The sequence below is a fragment of the Asticcacaulis sp. AC466 genome, from assembly GCF_000495815.1.
In the GTDB taxonomy this organism is placed as follows: Bacteria; Pseudomonadota; Alphaproteobacteria; order Caulobacterales; family Caulobacteraceae; genus Asticcacaulis.
On record NZ_AWGE01000006.1, the window covers coordinates 239,790 to 259,279 of the forward strand.

Sequence of the window (19,490 nt, forward strand, 5' to 3'; positions counted from 1 at the left end):
ACAAAACCTTTTTAGGGGACGTGATGTTAGGAATGGGGTGCAGGGCCTCATATTGCCTGCGCTTCACGCGACACTGCCGGTTCCCCTGTAAAGATTCAGTACGGAACACCCCGCACTGCAATAAGTGCGGAGTCACAAGCGCGTGAAGGGATTGCGGCTGGCCGTCGCTATGACATCAGTCACAGAAAAAGAAGCTGTTGGCGGTGAGGCGCCCGGTCCGCGGATCATCGCTGAGGCGCGCACCGTCGAACAGCGCGCAATGCAGCAGATTGCTGCGGTATAGGATGAGACGATTGAATCTGGGCTCGACAGCTTCCAAAAGGGTATAGTTGGGCGTGTCCGCGCCCGTATATCCGTTCAACTGCGTGGCCGCCTCGAGTTCCTGCGCGACAATGGTCATGTAGCCCTCGCGGCGTTCGGGCGGGATGGATTCGTAGCCGGTCGTGTCGTGGCGAAAGAAGCCGGTGCCGCCGGCCTGATCGCGTGCCAGGTAATGTACCATAGCCAGGCCGCGGGGGTCGGGTTGATCATAATGCGGAATTTTTTGCAGCGGCACCAGTTCGTCCGCCCTTCGCGTCGACAGGGCGAAAAAGGCGCGGGCGCTCATCTGGCCCTTCCCAATGCCGAACGCGCGCATCAGAGTTGGACGCAGGATGGGCACCAGCGCCTGAAGATAGGCGGTGGGGATGGCGGCGTTCACGCCGGGATAGTAGGTTGCTTCCGGGGCGGCGAATGGGGTTCGCGCCGCCGCTTCGATCAGATCGTCCGGATTGAGCAGGACATCGTCTATGACGATCAGCGGATTCTGTTCGGCGCCAATATGGGTCAGGCGCACGCGCGCCTGCGGATTGAGTTGAATGCTTATTTCTTCCCCGGACATGTCGTCATGATAACGCAGTCCGGCGATATCGGCTTGATTTTTTTTGGCGCTATTGTGGCGGCACACCGCCGCCCAGCGCCTGATAGAGGGTCGACTGGTTGATCAACTGCGACAGGCGGTTGTTGTCATAGCTGAGCTGTTCCTGGCGCAGGGATTGCTGCGCATCCAGCCAGATGCGAAGAGCGACCGAGCCGGTGCGATAGCGCACGGCATAAAGGGATTCGGCCTTACGCGCGGCGGCCAGGCTGGCGGCCTGGGCCTCAGCCTGACGCGCCAGTTGCGTGCGCGCCGACAGGGCATTGTCGGTGTCGGCGAAGGCCTGCAAAAGGGTTGTCTTGAAGGTCAGGACAGCGATGTCGTATGTCTTTTCGCTGATCTTGACGTTGCGGTTCAGGCGGGGGAAATCGAGAAATGGCAGGCTGAGCGCTGCGGCCAGCGACCCGGTCGGATTGCGGAACAAGGCGCCCAGTTCGCTGGACGATGCGCCGCCCGATGCCGTCAGGTTGAGACCAGGATAGAGTGACGTTCGGGCAATATCGACATCGGCCAGGGTTTCACGCAGACGCCATTCGGCAGCGCGCAGATCGGGCCGGCGACCCAGCAGTTCGGCGGGCAGGCCGGCGCGGACATCGGGCAATGGGGTATCGGGCAGGCCTTGCGGTTCGCTGGTCTGCGGCCACGGATCGCCGCCCAGCAGTACGGTGAGGGCCGACCTGTATTCGACAAGCTGCTGTTGCAGGTCGGCCAGACTGGCAATTTGCGAATTGACGCTTTGCTCGCTTTCCGACACCTCGACGCCCGACACGGCGCCGGCCTTATGCTGGATGGTGACGAGGTCCAGCACCTTGCGCGCATAGGCCAGGTTTTGTTCGCCGACCGTGATCTGCTGATGCGTGTAAGCGATGCGCCAGTACAGTTCCGCAGTGGTCCCGATAAGGGCGAGGCGGGCGGCTTCGCGATCTTCGGCCGTCGCCTGCACTTCCCAATTCGCGGCGCGCGTGGCAGCGGCCAGGCGGCCCCACAGATCGGCCTCGTAGGAGACGCCCAGACTGGCCGACCAGCGCGTTGCGTCCCCTGTACTCACTCCCACATTGCCGTTCGCTGACGGGAGCTGATCGAGCCGCGTCAGCCCGGCCTGGAGTTGGGCCTGTTGTACGCGCAGGGCAGCAGCTGCCAGGTCGTTGTTCTTGGCGAGCACGTTCGAAACGAGACTGTTCAACGCCGGATCGTTGAAGGCCGTCCACCAGTCCGTCAGATCGGAAGCGGTATTCGCTCCCTGTCCGGTCGCATCCTCGGCATGGGCAAACCGGCCCGGCGTCGGCACCGATGGCGTATGATAAGGCGTCGATGCGCATGCTGTCAGCAGGGCGGTCAGGCCGAGGGCAGAAAATGTTCTGATTTTCGCGAAATGATGCATTAGTCCCTCGCAAGCGCGGTGACGGGATCAAGCTTGGCGGCATTACGCGCCGGCAGGAACCCGAAGACGACGCCGATCAGGGTCGAGCACAGGAAGGCCGCGATGATCGATATCGGTGAATAGACCAGGGTGAAATCGCTGCTGAACAGCTTGAAGATCACACCGAAAAGCAGGGCGGTGACAATCCCCAGCACGCCGCCAATCAGACAGACCAGAACCGCTTCGATGAGGAATTGCTGCATGATATCGCGCGTCCGCGCGCCGACGGCCATGCGGACGCCGATCTCGCTGGTTCGTTCGGTGACGGAGACAAGCATGATATTCATCACCCCTATGCCGCCCACGATAAGTGAAATAATGGCGATGGCGGAAATCAGAACAGTCAGGGTCGTGGTCGTGGCCGTGATCGTCTGGCGAATTTCATCCGTGTTCAGAATGGTGAAATCCTGGGTGCCGTGGCGCTGGGTGAGAAGCGTGGTGACGCCTGACTGGGCCACGCTTGATTCCGTGTCGTCCTTGATGCGGACGGTGATGCTGCGCAACACATTGCTTCCGACAATGCGTGAATTGACGGCCGTATAGGCCATGTAGATATTGAGCGCGTCCGGGCTGCCGCCGCCTATGCCGGTGCTTTTGTTGGTCACGCCGACGATGCGCGCCGGAACGGACCCCAGCAGAATGACCTGGCCGAGCGGTTTCCCGCCGTTTGGATATAGGGTGTTGTAGGTGTTATCGTCTATGACGACATCCTGGCTAAGTCCCGAAATATCTTCCGCCGTCAGCCAGCGCCCCTGTGCCATAGTCAGGCCGCGCACCCGGTCATATTGTTCGCCTACGCCCATTATGGTCGCGTTGGCGGCGATGGATCCGGATCGCATGACGGCGTTCGATTGCACCAGCGGGGTCACGCTGTCGGCATAGGGCTGTTTGGCCAGCGCATTGGCGTCTGAGACCACCAGTGTCCGCACCCGTCCGGAGCGCGTATCGCCAAAGCCCTGACCGGGATTGATTTGCAAGGTATTTGTGCCGATCGAGGCGATCTGCGCCAGGACCTGCTGGCGCGAGCCCTCACCCAGAGCGACGACGCAGACGACCGATGCGATGCCGATGATAATGCCGAGCATGGTCAGGAAGGTACGCATGCGGTGCGCGTTCATGGCCAGGACCGCCATGCGGAAGGCTTCGTTGAAGCTGTCGATCGCGGCCTGAAACCCGCCCTGGCTCGTCGCGGCGACCGGCGGCAGGCCCTGGTCCTCAGCGACGCCGCGGCCTTCGCCCTTTCGGTCGTTAATGATGCGGCCGTCACGGATTTCGATGACGCGTTCGCAGTGTTCAGCCACCTCCATGTCGTGAGTGACGATAATGACGGTGTGGCCTTCCTTGTGCAGGCCTTTCAGAATGCGCATCACCTCTTCGCCCGACGCGGTATCGAGCGCGCCGGTGGGCTCATCGGCCAGGACGATTTCGCCGCCGTTCATCAGGGCGCGGGCGATGGAGACGCGTTGCTGCTGTCCGCCCGATAATTGTCCCGGGCGGTGGCCGGTACGATCGGCCAGGCCTAGTCGGCCCAGGAGATCGGCTGCGCGTGTCTTGCGGTTCTCCGGCGGCGTTCCCGAATAGATGGCGGGCACTTCGACATTGCCAAGCGCCGTCAGGTCGCCAAGCAGATGATAGCGCTGGAAAATGAACCCGAAATGCTCACGGCGCAGTTCGGCCAGTTCATCCGGACCGAGTTCCGAGGTCGGCCGGCCACCGACCTTGTATGTTCCTGCCGTTGGCCGGTCGAGACAGCCGAGAATATTCATCAGCGTCGATTTGCCCGACCCCGACTGGCCGACAATGGCCAGCATTTCGCCGGGCATGACGGTCAGGTCAATATCGTGCAGAACGGTTATGGTGCCTTCGCCGGCGGGAAATTCGCGCCTGAGCTTGGACACTTCCAGGGCGGGAGGCGCCGTCATGACAAATCTCCCATTTACAGGCCACGTGGCGGACGCGTACCGCCGCCCAGACCGCCCGCAGCACCGCGATTATTGCCGCCGCTGCGGTTCGCCGATGAGCTGGCGCCGGATTGCGCCTGGGCGATCACGACCTGCTCACCGGCGGCGATACCGCTCAAGACCTGGACATTGGTGCCGTCATTGATGCCGATCTTGACGTGGCGAACCTCCGGTTTTTTCGAGTCTTTGGCGACGACACGGACCGTATAGGAGCCGTCCTTGTCCTTTCGGCCAAGGGCGGCCGCGGGAATGGTCAAAACATTCTGGGCGCTTTGCTGCACGATATAGACCTGTGCCGTCATGGAAGGGCGCAAGACCCCATCGGGATTGTCGACGTCGAACAGGCCGTAATAATAGATGGCGGACGAACTGGTGGCATTGGTTGTCGAGGTGTCGCCGGAAAAATCGGTCGGGGCCGGTTCGATGCTGCGCAGAGTGGCGTAATAGCGTTTGTCGGGATCGCCCAGGGTCGTGAAATAGACGCGCATGCCGGGCTTGATGTTGATGACGTCGGCTTCGGAAATCTCCGCCTTGACCGTCATCTTGTCGAGCTGGCCCAATACGACGATGGTCGGCGCCGACTGGTTGGCATTGACCGTCTGGCCCTGCTTGGTGACGATGGCGATCACCGTCCCATTCATCGGTGCCGAAATCCGGGTATAGCCGAGATTGACATTGGCCGTGCGGACCGAGATCGACGCCTGGTCGATCTGGGCATTGGCAGTGTCGAGCGCGGCCTGCGCGCTTTTCAGCTGCTGCACAGCCGCCTCATAGTCCGCCTTGGAGCCGGCATCGGCCTGATACAGGGTTTGCTGACGGGTGAAATTGTTTTGCGCCTGGGCCAACGTGGCCTGGGCCGATGCCCGCTGAGCTTTCTGGCTATTGAGCGCAGCGGCGCTGGTGTCCAGGTCGTTCCTCTGCTTTTGCGAGTCGATTTCGGCGATCAGAGCGCCGGCCTGGACATTGTCGCCCAGCGCAACGGCCAGCTTCGTGACCTGGCCCGATACTTGCGCGCCGACATTGACCTGTTCGAACGGTTCCAGCGTACCGGACGCCAGGACGGTTTTTTCGACGGTTCCCATGGCGGCGGCCTGGGTGATCAGTTCCGGACGTTTGGGTTTATTGAAGATGGTGAGCCACAGAACGATGACGAGGAGAAGACCGGCCGCAAGACCTGCGAAGGTGAGGAACCGCCTGTTTTTATACCACATGCCTTACGCCGCTATTCCATCTGGATTGCGCCCCCGCAGACCATGTCCATGGCCATTCCACGCAATGAGTGTGAAATATCCGTCGTAAAAAAACGATGGGGTTCGATTTTAGGCGGTCACGGCCTCCCAGTGCCCGGACGTTTCCGAGCGGAACAGAGCGTCGATGATCCGCATATTGAGGGCGGCATCCTGAATGCCGTAGGGCAACGGCGCCTCGCCACGGACGGCGCGGCTGAAGGCCTCCCCCATCAGTTGGTATTGATTGGAGGGTTGCAGGGTATGGGTGACCGCAGTGCCGCCGATAAAGGTCTGGCCGTCGTCTATGGTGATGACCTGCGGCGCATCGGGCGGCTGGTTGAAGGGGATAGACAGGCTGAGACGCGCCTTGTCGCCATAGACCGTGACGCTTTGCGCCGGCGCCAGCGCGGTAGAGACGGCGAAGGTCAGTTGCCGTCCTTCGCCGAAATCGAGCAGGCCGGAGGTCAGGATATCTGTCCCGAATGTCTTGTCGCGGCTGATCAGCGCCATGACGCGCACCGGGTCGGCCTCGAAAAAGAAGCGCCCGGCAACAATGGGATAGCAGCCGATATCCATCAGGCCGCCGCCGCCCCATTCCACCTTGTTGCGGATATTGGCCGGGTCGGTGTTGTTGTAGCTGAATTGCGACTGGATGATGCGCGGCGTGCCGATACCGCCTTCGCGGATCAGGCGGCGGGCCTCCAGCCATTGCAGGGAGTGGCGCACCATAAACGCTTCCATGATGTGTACTGACTGCGCCACCTCGGTCAGTTGTTCGATTTCCGCAGCGTTGAGCGCCATCGGTTTTTCGCACAGCACATGCTTGCCCGCCCGGGCCGCTTCGAGTGTCAGCGGCACATGCAGGTGATTGGGCAAGGGATTGTAGATGACCTCGATTTCGGGATCGGCGATCAGGTCCTGGTAAGAGCCGTAAGCAGCATCCAGCCCCAGCTTGTCCGCTGTCGCGCGCGCGGCGGTCGCGTCGCGTGACGCAATCCCCTTCACGCGGATCTCGTCGCTTTGCATCAGGGCCGGAATGACCTTGTTGACGCCGATCCTGGCTGTGCTGAGCACGCCCCATACCGTCTTTTTCATACCTACACTCTTTCGATCAGCGCCATGGCGGCGGCGGGGTTGCGCGTCTTGTAGCCGCTGATGACGTACAGATAGACGTCGTGCGGGCGGGGCGGCTGTTTCGCGCCGAAGGTGTCCAGATCGTTCGGCACCTGGCCTTCGGACAGGGTACGGGCGCGATAGGCCCATTCATCGAGCGCCTGCTCGCTATAGCCCTTGTCGTGCTGGTCGGTGGTGCCCATGATGCGGACATAGGCGAAATCCGCCGTCAGATCGGCAATGACCGGAAATTCAGAATCGGCCCCGGTGATAATGGCCACGCCATAATGCCGGGCCAGGTCGATAAATTCCTTGCAGCCGAAGCTGGGGTGGCGCACCTCGACCGCGTGGCGCAGGCGAACGCCATCGACCTCAGGCGGCAGCAGCTTGAAGAAGGTTTCGAAATCCGCCGGATCGAATTTTTTCGTCGCCATGAACTGCCAGTTGATCGGGCCCAGCTTTTCCTTGAGTTCGCTGATGCCACTGCTCAGGAAACGATCGACGCTGTCCTTCGATTCAGCCAGGTTCTTACGGTTGGTAGCGTAACGCGTGCCCTTGACCGCGAAAACGAAATTGTCCGGGGTTTCGGCGCGCCATTTCTGGAAGGACGCTGGCTTTTGCGCGCCGTAATAGGTGCCGTTGATCTCGATCGAGGTCAGTTTCGAGGAGGCGTATTCCAACTCGCGCTTTTGCGCCAAGCCTTCCGGATAGAAGGGGCCGCGCCACTCCTCATAGGTCCAGCCGCCGATACCGACATAGATGGTCATGTGTTCCTCCTGCTGACACGTATCGCCTAAACGCGTGCCAAACTATGCTATGGCATGGCAACGCATTTGTGGCAGTAAATTTTCACGTTCACTTTATGTTCTTGATGTGGCATGAGTCAAACGGTTATGGACGACGAACAGCCCGCGCCGACACGAAAGATCATCCATATCGATATGGATGCCTTTTTCGCGTCGGTTGAACAGCGTGACAATCCCGACCTGCGTGGCAAGCCCGTGGCCGTGGGCGGCGGCTCCGAGCGCGGGGTCGTGGCCGCGGCCTCGTACGAGGCGCGCAAGTTTGGTGTTTATTCCGCGATGCCATCGGTAACAGCGCGCCGCAAATGCCCCGACCTCATTTTCGTCAAGCACCGTTTCGACGTCTATAAGTCGGTGTCGCGCCAGATCCGCGATATTTTCGAGGACTACACGCCCCTGGTCGAGCCCCTGTCGCTCGACGAAGCCTATATCGACGTCACCGAAAATCTGAAAGGCATGTCGTCGGCCACGGAAATCGCCGAGGAGATTCGCGCGCGCATCTGGGAGGCAACGCAACTGACGGCATCGGCGGGCGTGTCCTATAACAAGTTCCTGGCCAAGCTGGCCTCCGACCAGAACAAGCCCAATGGCCTGTTCGTCATCAAGCCGGCCATGGGGCCTGTCTTCGCGGCCGCCCTGCCGGTCAAAAAATTTCACGGCATCGGTCCGGCGACGGCCGCCAAGATGAACCGGCTGGGTCTGTTCACCGGCCAGGACATACGCAACCAGACACTCGATTTCCTGGAACAGCATTTCGGCATCTCAGGCCGCTATTATTACGGCATTTCGCGCGGAATCGACCATCGCCAGGTCAAGCCCAACCGGGAACGCAAATCGATTGGTGCCGAAAACACGTTCTTTACCGACACGACCGATTTCGACACGGCCTGGAGCTTCCTGGAACCTTTGATCGAAAAGGTCTGGCGCTATGTCGAGGCCAATCAGATCAAGGGGCGCACCGTCACACTCAAGGTCAAGTTCAGCGACTTCCGCAGCATTACGCGCAGCCGGTCAGGTCTCGCGCCCGTGGCCAGCCGGGCCGAACTGACCGCCTTCACCCGCGCGCTTCTGGAAGGTGTTTTCCCCGTTGCCAAGGGGATCCGGTTGCTCGGCGTATCGATGTCATCCCTGGGCGAGAAGGATCATCCGCAGGCTGAACAACTGAGCCTGTCGCTTTAGCGCGAACATGGGTGTTGGTAACCCTGACATCCGACTCGCGGAATCGCGGCGCCTTCGCTAAAACCAGGGAATGGCCAAGCTTTATTTCTCCTATTCGACCATGAACGCGGGCAAATCGACCTTGCTTTTGCAGGCAGCCCATAACTATCGCGAACGCGGCATGACCGTGTTGATGTACACCTGCGCGGCCTATGCCGACGGGCCGCAAGGCGCCATCAGCTCGCGTCTCGGTATCTGCGAACCGGCAGAACTCTATAGCGACGGTGACGATCTGTTTCAGAGCATCCGCGATCACCTGGAAGCCGACCGGATCGATTGCGTCTTCGTTGACGAAGCCCAATGCCTGACGCGAAAACATGTCTGGCAATTGGCGCGGGTCGCCGACCGTCTCGGTATCCCGGTCATGTGCTACGGACTACGCACCGATTTCCGGGGCGAGCTGTTCGCCGGATCGGCCGAGCTTTTGTCCATCGCCGATACTTTGCGCGAAATCCGAACTATCTGTTTTTGCGGGTCCAAGGCGACGATGGTGGTGCGCAAGGGCGCCGACGGTTTGGTGGTTTCCGACGGCGATCAGGTGTCGGCGGAGAAGTCGGACTATATCTCCCTGTGCCGCAAGCACTGGGAAGAAGCCATCGGGCACTGGCCGGTCAATGGACCGGAAGATTGGCTGGAAGTGGCCAATCCGCGGCCGGTCTGATCCGCGTTTTCGCGACGATGGCCCGCCTTGTTATTTCCACAGGTTGGACTTAGATTGTAACCATGTCATTGCGCGCTCCCCTGATCGACGGTTTCGGACGCCGCATAAACTATGTGCGTCTGTCGGTGACGGATCGCTGCGACCTACGCTGTACCTATTGCATGAGCGAGCGCCAGACCTTTTTACCGCGCACGTCATTGCTCAGTTTCGAAGAGATGGAACGTCTAAGCCTGTGCCTCATCGACCGGGGCGTTGAGCGGTTGCGTATAACGGGCGGCGAGCCTTTGGTCCGCAAAGGCGTGCTCGATTTCCTGCTGCGACTGGGCGAGCAGGTCCATAACGGCCGCCTCAGGGAGCTGACTCTGACGACGAACGGCACTCTGTTGGCGGGGGCTGTGCCGGCGCTTGTCGGGGCCGGTATCGGTCGCATCAACGTATCGCTCGACAGCCTGGACCCGGAGACCTACCGCCGTATCACGCGCGGCGGCGATCTGTCCCAGGTTCTGGACGGTATTGCAACGGCCCAGGCCGCCGGCATCCATATCAAGCTTAATGTCGTCGTCCTGGCCGAAGATAATCGCCGAGATATTCCTGCCATCGTGCAATTCGCCCATGCCCGCGGCATGGACGTGTCGCTGATCGAAACCATGCCGTTGGGCGACGAAATCGCCGGCCGCGAAGATCAGTTCGTGTCTGTCACGGACGTCCTCGCCGATCTGCGCAGCTTCTGGCACATCGACGGTGTCAATGACACGACGGGCGGACCCGCGCGATATTACCGCATTGCTGAAACCGGGGGGCGGCTTGGGTTGATTACGCCGCTGTCCCATAATTTTTGCGATACCTGCAATCGTGTCCGCGTCACCTGCACGGGTCAGCTCTATATGTGCCTGGGTCAGGACGATCACGTCGATCTGCGCGCTGCCCTGCGCGACGACCCGACAACGGCAGCCCTCGATACCGCGTTAGATGGCGCCCTGGCCACCAAGCCCCAGGCGCATGACTTTTTTATTGCCGGCGCCGGGCTGGAGCGGCCTGCACGCGTATACGCCCCCGCACGCACCATGTCGTTGACGGGCGGTTAAGCGGTTGCTGTCTATCGATTGCGGCATATATGTTTGCAGTGGCGGCGCGCTTAAGGGCCACAACCCCATATCACCGCCAAGTTTATATCAGTGGCGCGTAAACCATTAAATCTTTATGGAATTTTTATAAGCGGTGCCGGGCTCCTTATTGGATGCTTATGTGCCGCTCCATAGGGTTTTTTTCAGACGAACGGCCGGAACCTTATGTTCCTGGCCGCAAGGGGGCATGGAAATTTGATGTTACGAATTTTTGGCAAGCAGACAGACAAGCAGAAGCGCTCGGATCTGACGACCTCGCTCGGACTGTCCCTTGTCGGCGTGTTTTTCATCGTCAGCGGCATCATTTCCTACGTCAATATTCAGACAATCCGCCGCGACACCGTTCTGGTGACGCAGACCCACATTATTCTGATCAGCCTGAACGAACTGCTTTCGACGGTTAAGGACGCCGAAACCGGCCAGCGTGGCTATGTGCTTACGGGTGATGAGGCCTACCTTGATCCGTATAATAATGCAGCGACGCACATTGACGAGGAATTCACCAAGATAAGTACCTTGGTACAGGATGACCCTGAGCAGGTCGTCCGATTGAATCGCATGCGGGAGCTGGTCAATGGAAAAATGGCCGAGTTGGCACGCACCGTCGAACTGAGGCGTACCTCTGGCCTAGACGCGGCGGTGGCCGTGGTGAAGGAGAGTTCGGGCAAGATCTATATGGACCAGATCCGCTCGCAGGTCATGGGTATGCAGGCCGTGACGACCCAGCGTCGCGAGCAGCGTATCGCGGAAATGAACGATGCCTACAGCGTCGCCCGGGCAAGCGTGACCATCGCCGCCATAATCGGTATCCTGCTTTCGGCTATGATCACGTGGATGATCAGCCGCGCGTCGGCGGCACGTCGCCGGGAAGAGTGGCTACAGGTGGGGCAGGTGGGGCTTTCGGCCGCCATGATGGGTGAACAAAGGCTCGATCAGTTGGGCAGCAGCGTTCTTACCTTCCTGTCAGATTACACCGGCGCTCATGTCGGCGCTTTTTTCGCCTTGACCGACGGGCGGTATATGCGGATGGCGACGGCAGGCGTGCCGGAACAAAACGATGTTCCGGCGACATTTTCGGTAAAGGATGGCCTTCTGGGCCAGACTGTCTCTACGGCTAAGCCGGTCATATTGCGGGATCTGCCGGAAACACATCTGGCCATCGGCGCGGCTCTCGGTAAATGGCAGCCGCGTCATCTGATCATTGCGCCGGCGAAATCGGAGCGCATGGTAGATGGCGTCGTTGAGCTGGGCTACATCCAGCCTATCGACGACCGTACGCTGGAACTGCTTGAACGGGTCTCCGAAACGATCAGCGTCGCTGTTCAGTCGGCGAACTACCGGGCTCACCTGCAAAACCTTCTGGAAGAAACGCAGCGTCAATCGGAAGAGTTGCAAAGCCAGGGCGAGGAATTGCGCGTCAATAACGAGGAATTGGAAGAACAGAGCCGTGCGCTCAAGGAATCGCAATTCCGTCTGGAGCAGCAGCAGGCGGAACTGGAACAGACCAATTCGCAACTGGAAGAACAGGCCGCCGCTCTCGAAAGTCAGAAAAGCGACCTGTCGCGCTCGCGTGGCGAAATAGAGCTCAAGGCGCGCGAACTGGAGCAGGCCAGCCGGTATAAGTCGGACTTCCTGGCCAACATGTCGCACGAACTGCGTACCCCGCTCAATTCGTCGCTTATTCTAGCCAAACTCCTGGGTGACAATCCGGACGGCAACCTGACCGAGGAACAGGTCAAATTCGCCCGCACCATTCAGTCTTCGGGCAATGATCTGCTGGCCCTGATCAACGATATTCTCGACCTGTCGAAAATCGAAGCGGGGCAGATGGACATCCGCCCAGAGGCGCTGTCGCTGACCCGTCTCGTCAAGGACATGCAGCGCCTGTTCGATCCTGTAGCGGAACAAAAGGCTGTAACCTTCAAGGTCAGGCTGGCCAAGAATCTGCCCGACACCATCGATACCGATCGCCAGCGCGTCGAACAGGTGCTGAAGAACCTGCTGTCAAACGCCTTCAAATTTACGGAGACAGGGTCGGTCGAACTGGCCATTAGCCTGAGCGGCGACGGCCGCATCGTCATGGCGGTGAACGACACTGGCATAGGTATTTCGGAAGATCAGCAGGCGGCCATTTTCGAAGCCTTCCGTCAGGCCGATGGGACGATCAGCCGCAAATACGGCGGTACCGGCCTGGGCCTGTCGATTTCACGCGAACTGGCCCGCCTGCTTGGCGGCGCCATCGGCCTCAAGAGCACCCCCGGCAAGGGATCGAGCTTCGCCCTGACCTTGCCGCTTGTCTACGATGCGGCCAATGTCACCTCCGGCATGATTACGCCTTTTGTCGCACCCGCCGACTCCGAAGACGATATCGCGCTTCTCCCGCCGCCGGCGACGGCGGCCAAAACAGCGGGCAAGGCGACCAAAGGTGTCCTGCGCCCCGGACGTGTTCAGGATGACCGTGACCGGCTCGATCCCAAGCGTCGGATTATTCTGGTGGTTGAAGACGACGTGTCCTTCGCCGGCATCCTGTACGATTTGGCCCGCGACCAATCGTTCCAGTGCCTGGTGGCGACCTCGGCAGAGGAGGCGCTGGAAATGGTTCAGCAATACACGCCCCATGCCGTGGTGCTCGATATCGGCCTACCCGACCATTCGGGCCTGTCGGTTCTTGATCGCCTGAAACGCGACAACCGCACGCGTCACATTCCGGTTCACGTCGTGTCGGGCAGTGATTACCAGCATACCGCCCTGTCGCTCGGTGCGGTCGGCTACATGCTCAAGCCGGTCAAGCGTGACGAACTGGTCGATGCCTTCAAATCGCTCGAAGGCCGCCTCAGTCAGCAGATGCGCCGTGTACTGATCGTCGAGGACGACGAGGTGCAGCGCGACAGTGTATCGCGTTTGTTGAAGTCGAACGACACCGAAACCGTCGCCGTCGGCACGGCTGCGGAATGTCTGGAACAGTTGAAGGAACACACTTTCGACTGCATGGTGCTTGACCTGAGCCTGCCCGACGCTACGGGCTATTCTCTGCTCGAAACCCTGTCGCACGAAGACGCCTACGCCTTCCCGCCAGTCATCGTCTATACCGGCCGCGATCTGAGCTATGAAGACGAGCAACGCCTGCGCCGCTACTCGTCATCGATCATCATCAAAGGCGCCAAGTCGCCCGAACGCCTTCTGGATGAAGTGACCCTGTTCCTGCACCAGGTCGTTTCCGAACTGTCACCGGAACAGCAGACCCTGCTCAAGAAGGCCAAGAGCCGCGACGCCATGCTGGAAGGCCGCCGCATTCTGATCGTCGAGGACGACGTGCGTAACGTCTATGCCGTCACCAACATCTTCGAGCCACTGGGCGCCATCATCTCGATCGCGCGCAATGGCCGCGAAGCACTCGACATGCTGGAAAAGACCAATGACCGCAAGGACGCCGACACCGCCATTGATCTGGTCCTCATGGACGTCATGATGCCGGAAATGGATGGTTTGACGGCGACACGTGAAATCCGCAAGCGGGCCGACTGGGCCAAGCTGCCGGTCATCATGCTGACGGCGAAAGCCATGAAGGATGACCAGGAACGGTGTCTGGACGCCGGCGCCAACGACTATATGGCCAAGCCTCTCGACGTTGAAAAACTCATTTCTCTGGTACGTGTATGGATGCCGAGGTGATGCCAAAGACAGAGGACATCGAAATCCGGCTGCTGCTGGAAGCGATCTTCCGTAAGTATCATTACGATTTTCGCGGTTATGCGATGGCTTCCGTCAAGCGCCGCCTCTTGCAGGCGCGCGATCATTTCCAGTGCCAGACCGTATCCGGATTACAGGATCTGGTGCTGCACGATCCCACCATGATGGCTGCCATCCTACCCTATCTGACGGTTCAGGTATCGGAACTGTTCCGCGATCCGCTCTATTTCAAGGCTGTTCGTGAAAAGGTCGTGCCGCACCTCAGAACCTATCCGTCGCTCAAGGTGTGGATCGCCGGATGCAGCACAGGCGAGGAACTCTATTCCTTCGCTATATTGTTCCGTGAAGAAGGCCTTTTTGATCGCACCATGTTCTACGCCACCGATATCAATCATGAGGCGCTGAAGAAGGCAGAGGCGGGGGTATATAGCCTGGATCGTATAAAGTTGTTCACGGAAAACCATCGCCTGTCGGGAGGCAAAGGGTCATTGTCAGACTACTATACCGCCGCCTATGGCGCGGCGTCGTTCGACAAGGGCTTGCGAAAGAACGTCGTCTTTTCCGATCACAGCCTAGCCACAGATGCCGTCTTCGCCGAGACGCATATGGTGTCATGTCGCAATGTGCTGATCTATTTCGATAGAGAGCTGCAGGACAGGGCCATAACCTTGTTCCAGGGATCGCTGGCACGAAAAGGATTTTTGGGCCTCGGTTCGAAGGAAACCTTGCGGTTTTCGGCGAGCGCCGACGCGTTCAGCGACTTCGCGCATGATGAGCGTATATACCAGAAGCGGGACGTGACATGAGCATGGCCGCGCCAACAAAATCCATGAAAGACAATCCGATCGTGCATCCCGGCGGCGCGCAGAAAAAGGCCGTCGTGACACCCGAAGCGGTGGCAATCGGTGTATCCGCCGGCGGGCTTAAGGCGCTGTCCGCCATCCTGCCGGCATTACCGGCAAATTATCCGTTGCCGATCATGATCGTCATTCATCTGCCTCCCGACCGCGACAGCGTGGTTGCTGAGCTGTTCGATGCCAAATGCGCGCTTACCGTGCGGGAAGCCGAAGACAAGGAAGACATCTTGCCTGGCCATGCCTACTTCGCGCCGCCCGACTATCATCTGCTTATCGAGCCCGACCGCCGCCTGTCCCTGTCATCGGAAGAGCCTGTGCTGTTTTCGCGTCCCTCGGTCGACGTTTTGTTCGAAAGCGCGGCCGACGTCTACGGCGAGGGCCTCATCGGTGTTGTCCTGACGGGTGCCAATCCGGATGGCGCACTGGGTTTGAAGGCCATATTGGAAGCGGGTGGTCGCGGGTTGGTGCAAAGACCCGACGAGGCCTACGCCAGCGCCATGCCTGAGGCGGCGCTGGCGCTCAGTCCGAGCGCGGAAGCGATGACTCTGGAACAGATCGCAGACACGCTGCAGAAAGCGGTGACGACATGAATCCGGCCCTGATCAAACCTGTTCCGATTCTGATTGTCGACGATTTGTCCGAAAACCTGATTGCGCTTGAAGCCGTGCTTCGCCGGGATGGGCTCGAGTTCATCAAGGCCAAGTCCGGGATGGAGGCTCTGGAAATCCTGCTCAAGCGCGAAGTTGCGCTGGCACTGCTCGATGTGCAGATGCCGGAAATGGACGGCTTCGAATTGGCGGAGATGATGCGCGGGTCGGAACGGACGCGGCGCATTCCCATCATTTTCCTGACGGCCGGCGTGACGGACCGGTCGCGGAAATTTCGTGGCTATGAAGCCGGCGCCGTCGACTTTTTGGAAAAGCCGCTGGAAGCCGATATTCTGCGTTCCAAGGTCGCTGTCTTTTCGGAGCTGTACCTGCAACGTCGCCAGATTGCCGTGCAGCGTGACAATTTGAAGGCCTTTGCCGAGGAAAATCTGCGCCTGCTTAAGGACAGCCGTGACAATGCCCAGGCGCTCAAGGAGGCCGATGTTCGCAAGGACGAATTTCTGGCCACATTGGCGCACGAACTGCGCAATCCCCTGGCGCCGATCCGCAATGGTTTGCAGATATTGAAAATGTCGCCGGACGGACCGCGCGCCGAAGACGTTCGCAGCATGATGGACCGGCAACTGACCCACCTCGTGCGCCTGATCGACGACCTGCTCGATGTCTCACGCGTCTCGCGGGGCCGCATCGACCTGCGCAAGGAACGCATCAGCCTCCAGGATGCCGTCAAAGCCGCCGTGGAAACGTCTAAGCCACTCATCGACGCCAATGGTCACAAACTGACGCTCGATATCCCGACGGAGCCCTTATGGGTCGAAGGCGACCTGACGCGCCTGGCCCAGGTGGTGTCGAACCTGCTCAACAATGCCGCCAAATATACGGCGCATGGCGGCCGCATCGGCCTGACTGTGACGCCACATGCGAGCCATGCCGACATCATCGTTTCCGATAATGGCCTGGGCATTGAAGCCGACATGCTGCCGCGCGTTTTCGACCTGTTCGCCCAGGCCGACAGCCATCTCGACCGCTCGCAAGGGGGGCTGGGCATCGGCTTGGCCCTGGTGAGCAAGCTTGTCGATATGCACGGCGGCACCAGCAAGGCCGAGAGCGAAGGACCGGGCAAGGGGTCTACCTTTACGGTCAGCCTGCCTCTGGTCGGGGCCAGTGGAGAAGTCCAAGGCAAGCCCTTGCAGAAGAATGGCCGCCCCGCAACTCCGATGAAGGTACTGATCGTGGATGACAATGTCGATTCCGCCCAGACCAGCCTGTGGATGCTTGATTTAATCGGACACAAGGCCGAGGTGGCGAACGATGGCGCCAGGGCTCTGGAGATGGCTCGCGAGATGAAGCCCGATGTTGTGTTGCTGGATATCGGTATGCCGGGAATGGACGGCTACGAGGTCTGCCGCCAGTTGCGCAAAATGCCAGGGATGGAACAATTAGTGTTGATAGCCCAGACGGGATGGGGCCAGGAAAGCGATCGCCAGAAGGCGTTTGCGGCGGGTTTCGACCATCATATCACCAAACCGGTCAGCCTTGACCTGCTTACCCAGTTGTTGGCAGATATCAATCAGACCGCTACCGAAGGACAAACCCATGGCTGACGACGGAAATGGCGGGACTGAGACCATGCGCATTATGATTGTCGAAGACAATGAAGCTCTGGCACAGACCACCGGCTGGCTGGTCGAAATGATCGGCTATGATTACAAGCTGGCCGCCAACGCCAAACAGGCGATTGACACATATGCGGAGTATAAGCCGGACGTATTCATGATCGACATCGGGCTGCCGGGCATGAACGGCTACGAGCTATGCCGGGAGCTGAAATCACGCCCGGATTTGAAGGATGTCGTATTCATTGCGCAAACCGGTTGGGGGGAAAGCGAACATCGCAAGATGACGGCGGAAGCCGGGTTTGACCACCACATGGTGAAGCCGCTTTATCTGGAGGCGCTGGAGGCGCTTTTGGGTGACATCGCCAAACAGAAGACCGGCTCCGTCGGATAGTCCTGAGTCAGGCGGCCTTGACCCGAAACCGGAAGCAGGCGCCGCCCAGCGGCCTATAATCTGGCGGAAGAGGACGCGTTTCCTGAGGCGTCACGAGCTCCAGCGTGCTGCCATGGCCCTGCACGATCTGCTTGGCCAGGCTCAGGCCAACACCCGTCCCCGTAGCCTTGGTCGAATAGAAGGGCAAGAAAATTTGTTCGGCGCTGTCGGCTCCAATGCCTTTGCCTGAATCCTCGACTTCGAAGATCATGCCGTCTGCGTCGCGTTTCAGGCGTAGGCGCACGCGTGGGTCAGGCTTTTCCAGCGCCGCCTGCGCGCCGTTATTGAGCAGGTTCGATACGCCGAGCCACATCTGGTCCTCATCCATCAGCAGCGATATGTCGCTTTCGGCCAGGCCGTCGACGTGTTCCGCGTTAAACCGCACGCCCTTTTCTCCCCATTGCGCCTCGAAGCTTTCCATCAGTACGTCAAGCCACAGGCCGAGCGTGCAAGGCCGAATTACGGGCGGCGGCAGACGGGTCAGGGCGCGGTAGGCATTGATGAAATCGGTCAGGCCCTCGGTGCGCGCGACCACGCGTTCCAGTGCTTTACGTGCCGCCGCGTGCGATTCGGCCGTCTCATCACCCAGCAGATCGAGCGCGCTTCGGCTCATCGACGCCACAGGCGTCAGGGCGTTCATCAGTTCGTGGTTGAGCACCTTCAAAAGGTCACGCAAAGCGCTGGCCTCCGCGGCGCGCACATCGGCGGAAATATCGGTCAGCACCGCCAGATGCGACAGGCGAGCCTCTTCCTCCATCTCGGCCAGGTGTACAGCAAAGGTTTGGCCCTTCCACTTGATTTGGGAGCCTATCGTCGCCAGCCCCATCAGCCGCTGACCGGCCGGATCGGCGACATCTCCCAGCAAAGCCTTACGCGCGGCGACGGGCAGGCCGTATGACACATCGAACAGGTTGCGAGCGGCGCGATTGACGGCAATCAGCTGGCCGTTATCGGGTTGAAGCAGGATCGGGGAGGGCGTCTGATCGAGCAGGACCTGGAGACGGCGACGGCTGAGTTCCGCTGTGAAATTGGTGCCCGGCTGGTTACGCTTCAGCAGATCGCGTCCCAGCACGAAGGCAGACTGGGTCAGGCCCAGAGAGGCCAAAGTCACAGCGCCCAGCCCGCATACCAGGGCGCTGGCGTACAGGCCCTGCGTGAGCGCCAGCCATCCGAAGGCACCCAGGATGAAGACACCCATTTGCGCCGCCAGCGGCAGCATGATGCGTCTAAAGACCATGTTTTTCCATCCGCCGGTACAATGCGGCGCGCGTCACGCCCAGGTCTTTGGCCGCCGCCGAAATATTGAACTGGTGCCGGTTGAGCGCCGCCTTGACCAGCTCTTTTTCCGACCGCTCCAGGTTGAGGTCCTGGGGCGCCTGGGGCAGGATGCGTGGCGCTTCCATGGCCGCCTTGATGGAGGCGATGAAACGGTCATTGTTCCATGGCTTCACGACGAAGTCCTGGGCGCCCATGCGCATGGCTTGAATGGCGATATTCATGCCCGAATGTCCGGTAACTACCACTACGGGCAGGCCGGCATCGCGTTTCATCTGCTCATCCAGAAAGCTGAGGCCGGCGTCGCCCGACGTGTCGCCGCGCCGGTAATTGAGATCGAGCAACAGCACATCGACGGCATTGGCCGCCAGTTTTTCACGCGCGGCCTCCGGGCTTTGCGCCTTGAGCAGACGCATGCCATGGCGCGTCAAAACCAGCTCGGCGGCGTCGAGAATATCGGCATCGTCATCGAGGAACAGAGCGGTCAAAGGCCCTTTTTGTACAACATCTTGAGCGGTTTCAGACATGTTCGAAAACGGACACTTTCATTGGAACGGTAGGTGCGG

At 59.9% G+C, this 19,490-nt stretch carries 16 protein-coding genes; 8 read left to right on the forward strand and 8 right to left on the reverse strand.

What is annotated here, in order from left to right; translation table 11 throughout:
- Positions 1 to 175: 175 nt before the first annotated feature.
- The 6 genes from AEAC466_RS29940 to AEAC466_RS29965 form a co-directional block, all read right to left on the reverse strand.
- Positions 176 to 946, reverse strand: a complete 771-nt coding sequence (locus AEAC466_RS29940) for a DUF6445 family protein (RefSeq protein WP_023457478.1) — start codon at positions 944 to 946, stop codon at positions 176 to 178.
- Positions 930 to 2,297: an efflux transporter outer membrane subunit gene (locus AEAC466_RS29945; RefSeq protein WP_023457479.1), complete on the reverse strand. Its 1,368-nt coding sequence runs from the start codon at positions 2,295 to 2,297 to the stop codon at positions 930 to 932. The genes AEAC466_RS29940 and AEAC466_RS29945 overlap by 17 nt, the downstream gene beginning before the upstream one ends.
- Entirely contained in the window at positions 2,297 to 4,258 is a 1,962-nt protein-coding gene (locus tag AEAC466_RS29950; RefSeq protein ID WP_023457480.1) for a MacB family efflux pump subunit, read from the reverse strand. The genes AEAC466_RS29945 and AEAC466_RS29950 overlap by 1 nt, the downstream gene beginning before the upstream one ends.
- Before the next feature lie 14 nt (positions 4,259 to 4,272).
- On the reverse strand, positions 4,273 to 5,508 hold the full coding sequence (locus AEAC466_RS29955; RefSeq protein WP_023457481.1) for an efflux RND transporter periplasmic adaptor subunit: 1,236 nt from the start codon (positions 5,506 to 5,508) through the stop codon (positions 4,273 to 4,275).
- A gap of 108 nt (positions 5,509 to 5,616) precedes the next feature.
- On the reverse strand, positions 5,617 to 6,621 hold the full coding sequence (locus AEAC466_RS29960) for a Gfo/Idh/MocA family protein (protein ID WP_023457482.1): 1,005 nt from the start codon (positions 6,619 to 6,621) through the stop codon (positions 5,617 to 5,619).
- Between the two features lie 2 nt (positions 6,622 to 6,623).
- Positions 6,624 to 7,406: a DUF72 domain-containing protein gene (locus AEAC466_RS29965; RefSeq protein WP_023457483.1), complete on the reverse strand. Its 783-nt coding sequence runs from the start codon at positions 7,404 to 7,406 to the stop codon at positions 6,624 to 6,626.
- A 111-nt stretch (positions 7,407 to 7,517) separates the two neighbouring features.
- Here AEAC466_RS29965 and dinB point away from each other — a divergent pair, with 111 nt between their 5' ends.
- The 8 genes from dinB to AEAC466_RS30005 all read left to right on the forward strand — a co-directional run bounded on the left by dinB (position 7,518) and on the right by AEAC466_RS30005 (position 17,610).
- A complete protein-coding gene (dinB, locus tag AEAC466_RS29970; RefSeq protein WP_031238449.1) occupies positions 7,518 to 8,621 on the forward strand; it encodes a DNA polymerase IV in 1,104 nt (367 codons plus the stop codon).
- A 70-nt stretch (positions 8,622 to 8,691) separates the two neighbouring features.
- Positions 8,692 to 9,321 carry a thymidine kinase gene (locus tag AEAC466_RS29975; protein WP_023457485.1) on the forward strand — a complete coding sequence of 210 codons (630 nt, stop codon included), beginning with the start codon at positions 8,692 to 8,694 and terminating at the stop codon, positions 9,319 to 9,321.
- Positions 9,322 to 9,383: 62 nt separating this feature from the next.
- Entirely contained in the window at positions 9,384 to 10,406 is a 1,023-nt protein-coding gene (moaA, locus tag AEAC466_RS29980) for a GTP 3',8-cyclase MoaA (RefSeq protein WP_023457486.1), read from the forward strand.
- Positions 10,407 to 10,643: 237 nt separating this feature from the next.
- Positions 10,644 to 14,117, forward strand: coding sequence for a response regulator (locus AEAC466_RS29985; RefSeq protein WP_031238450.1), 3,474 nt, complete (start codon positions 10,644 to 10,646; stop codon positions 14,115 to 14,117).
- On the forward strand, positions 14,117 to 14,941 hold the full coding sequence (locus AEAC466_RS29990; RefSeq protein WP_031238451.1) for a CheR family methyltransferase: 825 nt from the start codon (positions 14,117 to 14,119) through the stop codon (positions 14,939 to 14,941). The genes AEAC466_RS29985 and AEAC466_RS29990 overlap by 1 nt, the downstream gene beginning before the upstream one ends.
- A gap of 2 nt (positions 14,942 to 14,943) precedes the next feature.
- Entirely contained in the window at positions 14,944 to 15,582 is a 639-nt protein-coding gene (locus tag AEAC466_RS29995) for a chemotaxis protein CheB (protein ID WP_235074199.1), read from the forward strand.
- On the forward strand, positions 15,579 to 17,204 hold the full coding sequence (locus AEAC466_RS30000; RefSeq protein WP_023457490.1) for a response regulator: 1,626 nt from the start codon (positions 15,579 to 15,581) through the stop codon (positions 17,202 to 17,204). Before AEAC466_RS29995 ends, AEAC466_RS30000 begins: the two co-directional genes overlap by 4 nt.
- Positions 17,197 to 17,610, forward strand: a complete 414-nt coding sequence (locus tag AEAC466_RS30005) for a response regulator (protein ID WP_023457491.1) — start codon at positions 17,197 to 17,199, stop codon at positions 17,608 to 17,610. Before AEAC466_RS30000 ends, AEAC466_RS30005 begins: the two co-directional genes overlap by 8 nt.
- A gap of 7 nt (positions 17,611 to 17,617) precedes the next feature.
- On the opposite strand, the gene AEAC466_RS30010 is transcribed toward AEAC466_RS30005, so the two are convergent.
- Both AEAC466_RS30010 and AEAC466_RS30015 read right to left on the reverse strand, forming a co-directional pair.
- Entirely contained in the window at positions 17,618 to 18,886 is a 1,269-nt protein-coding gene (locus AEAC466_RS30010) for a sensor histidine kinase (protein WP_031238453.1), read from the reverse strand.
- Complete coding sequence (locus tag AEAC466_RS30015; RefSeq protein ID WP_031238454.1) at positions 18,876 to 19,412, reverse strand: response regulator; 537 nt, start codon at positions 19,410 to 19,412, stop codon at positions 18,876 to 18,878. The genes AEAC466_RS30010 and AEAC466_RS30015 overlap by 11 nt, the downstream gene beginning before the upstream one ends.
- Between the last annotated feature and the right edge of the window lie 78 nt (positions 19,413 to 19,490).